Source organism: uncultured Novosphingobium sp., assembly GCF_964277725.1.
In the GTDB taxonomy this organism is placed as follows: Bacteria; Pseudomonadota; Alphaproteobacteria; order Sphingomonadales; family Sphingomonadaceae; genus Novosphingobium; species Novosphingobium fluoreni.
Genome location: NZ_CAXYKL010000152.1, coordinates 1 through 2,988, shown reverse-complemented (window position 1 = coordinate 2,988; position 2,988 = coordinate 1). Strand labels below are relative to the sequence as shown.

General features: G+C 65.0%; 2 protein-coding genes and 1 pseudogene. 2 read left to right on the top strand and 1 reads right to left on the bottom strand.

Annotated elements, in window-relative coordinates; all coding sequences use genetic code 11:
- Together ACHWRX_RS08820 and ACHWRX_RS08815 are read left to right on the top strand one after the other, a co-directional pair.
- Positions 1-237 (top strand): annotated as a pseudogene (locus tag ACHWRX_RS08820) (DNA ligase-associated DEXH box helicase); the annotation flags it as partial.
- Positions 237-1,844 carry a cisplatin damage response ATP-dependent DNA ligase gene (locus ACHWRX_RS08815; protein ID WP_394658911.1) on the top strand — a complete coding sequence of 536 codons (1,608 nt, stop codon included), beginning with the start codon at positions 237-239 and terminating at the stop codon, positions 1,842-1,844. The pseudogene ACHWRX_RS08820 and the gene ACHWRX_RS08815, both read left to right, overlap by 1 nt.
- A 431-nt stretch (positions 1,845-2,275) precedes the next feature.
- On the opposite strand, the gene thiD is transcribed toward ACHWRX_RS08815, so the two are convergent.
- Positions 2,276-2,988, bottom strand: a 713-nt coding sequence (thiD, locus tag ACHWRX_RS08810; RefSeq protein WP_394658910.1) for a bifunctional hydroxymethylpyrimidine kinase/phosphomethylpyrimidine kinase, incomplete at its 5' end; no start/stop codon positions are given.

The following is a 2,988-nucleotide window of genomic DNA, read 5'->3' as shown; positions in this document are numbered from 1 at the left end:
ATGGCGTCCGGCTGGATGCGGGTGCGCCAACGCGCCCGCCAGCGCATGGTGGAACTGCCGCTGGTCATCTCCGACCATGCCGACTGGGACGAGCTGACGCAGACGGTGGTGGACGTGAACCCCTACGAAACCTGGATCACGCACGGTCGCGAAGAAGCGATGCTGCGCTGGTGCCAGCTACACCAGCGGCGCGCCAAGGCGTTGGCCCTCGTGGGCTACGAGGACGAGGACGATTGATGGAGGAGTTCGCCGCCCTCCTGGATGCGCTTGTCTATACCCGCAGCCGCAACGCCAAGCTCAAGCTACTGGCCGATTACCTGCGCGATACGCCGGACCCCGATCGCGGCTGGGCGCTGGCCGCGCTGACCGACGGGATCGACTTTCCGGCGGTGAAGTCCTCCACCATCCGCAATCTGCTGAGCGAGCGGGTGGACCCTGTCCTCTACGCCCTCAGCCGCGATTTCGTGGGGGACAGCGCCGAAACCGCCAGCCTGCTATGGCCCGAACCGGACACGCCCCCCACCCCGCCCACCGTGACCGAGGCGGTCGATGCACTGGCCGCGATGACCCGCGCCACCGTCGTTACCGAACTGCCGCGCATGCTGGACCGGCTCGATTCCGACGGCCGCTACGCCTTGCTCAAGATGGCGACTGGCGCGATGCGGATCGGCATCTCCTCACGCCTCGCCAAGACCGCGTTCGCGCAGGCGTTCGGCGTCACGGTGGAAGAGGTGGAGGAGCATTGGCACGGCCAGACCCCGCCCTATCAGCCGCTGTTCGCCTGGGCCGCGCATGGCGAGGATGCGCCTTCGTCCGAGGGGATTCCGCTGTTCCGCCCGTTCATGCTGGCGCATCCGCTCGAAGAGACGATCGTCGACATGGCCGATTACGCCGCCGAGTGGAAATGGGACGGCATCCGCGTGCAGCTGGTCCGCGCCGACAAGGCGGACGGCACCGGTGAGACGCGCGTCTATTCCCGATCGGGCGACGATATCTCGGCCACGTTCCCCGAAGTCGCCGCCTCGCTGCCGTTCGCGGCGGTGCTGGACGGCGAACTGCTGGTGCGCGGCTCGCATCAGGGCGGGGAAGAAGGCGGTGCGGCCAGCTTCAACGCGCTGCAGCAGCGCCTGGGCCGCAAGGTGGTGAGCAAGAAGATGCTGGCGGAGTACCCGGCCTTCGTGCGGCTCTATGACGCGCTGATCGTCGATGGCGAGGACTTGCGCGAGCTTTCCTGGGAGCAGCGGCGCTTACACCTGGAAGCGCTGATGCCGCGCCTCGATCCGGACGACTTCGACTTGAGCCAAGTGATAAAGGCGGCGACGCTCGATGATCTCGCCCGCATTCGCGAACGCACGCGCGACGACGCGATCGAGGGCGTCATGCTCAAGCGCCGCGATTCCCCGTACATCGCAGGGCGCCGCACGGGGCTATGGTACAAATGGAAGCGCGATCCGTTGCTGGTCGACTGCGTGATGATGTACGCCCAGCGCGGCAGCGGGCGGCGGTCCTCGTTCTATTCGGATTACACCTTCGGCTGCTGGGACGGCGATCCCGATCAGGGCGCGGAGCTGCTGCCGGTGGGCAAGGCCTATTCGGGCATCACCGACGAGGAGCTTAAAATGCTCGACAAGTTCGTGCGCCAGCACACGCTCAACCGGTTCGGCCCGGTCCGAGAAGTAGAGCGCTCACTGGTGCTGGAAATCGCGTTCGATTCCATCCACCTGAGCAAGCGCCACAAGTCCGGCGTCGCCATGCGCTTCCCCCGCATCAACCGCATCCGCACCGACAAACCCGCCCACGAAGCAGACCGGATCGAGACGCTGACAGGCTTGATCCGGGATTGAGTGGGGAACTTGGGTGGAGAGCGGACCTATGACGCTTCTCTTTTAAATACGCGAGAAAGGGCAAACCCGAACAATGGCGCAGGTGCAACTGCAAGCAGCCAAAAGTAAAAGTAGATGATCGGGATGCCTATATTCTGCCGGTGGATAGCTGAGGCTTCCGCGTCAGCACGTAAAAAGAGCAGCCAGCTTCCGATGGTGACCGCCACGATCCAGAATAAGACCACTTCAGATCGTCTTTGAAGACCAAAGGTGTTCCGCTTTCTGGTCCACAATATCAAGCCGCAGAAAAACACACCCAGAGTGACAACAATGCCAGCGGTCCATATCCAAGCAATCGCAGGCAATCCGTGCATGCCATATTATAACTGTAAGCGCCGTGCCATGTCACCACGCAATGACTACAAGTGGGCGCAAACAGACCTCACCCCGCTTCAACGAACCGCCTGATGCCCCATCGGCCCATGGCCTGCGCCAAAGCCCGGGGCGGCTTGCAGCGCGGCTCGCACGAAGGCGCGGCTGTTTTCGATGGCGGGCACCAGCGATATGCCGCGGCCCAGTTCCGTCGCGATGGCGCTGGACAGGGTGCAGCCGGTGCCGTGGGTGTGGGGCGTTTCGATGCGCGGCGCGCTCCACGCGAGCGTCTCGTGGCCCGGGCGGATCAGGCGATCGTGAACGATGTCGCCTGGCGCATCCCCCCCTTTGGCGAGGTAGGTGACGCCGCGCGCTGCCATCGCTTCTGCGCCGCCCAGCGCCACCAGTTCGGGCACGTTCGGCGTGGTCAGCGCGGCCAGCTTCATCAAGCGCTCGAACGCGGCGACTGTCGCTGCGTCCGCCAGTACCGAGCCGCTGGTGGAGATCATAACCGGATCGAACACCACCGGCACGCCCAATGCCTCCAGCCGGTCCGCCACGACATGGGCGATCGCCGCCGAGCCGAGCATGCCGATCTTCACCGCGTCCACGCCGATGTCGGACACGCAGGCGTCGATCTGCGCGCCCACCATCTCGGGCGAAAGCGCTTCCACGCCGGTCACGCCCAGCGAATTCTGCGCGGTGATGGCGGTGATCGCGGTCATCGCGAAGCCGCCCAGCATGGTGATCGTCTTGATGTCCGCCTGGATGCCCGCACCGCCCGAGCTATCGG

Coding starts and splice junctions, on each gene's coding strand:
- ACHWRX_RS08815 (WP_394658911.1), top strand. CDS start 237: ATGGAGGAGTTCGCCGCCCTCCTGGATGCGCTTGTCTATACCCGCAGC.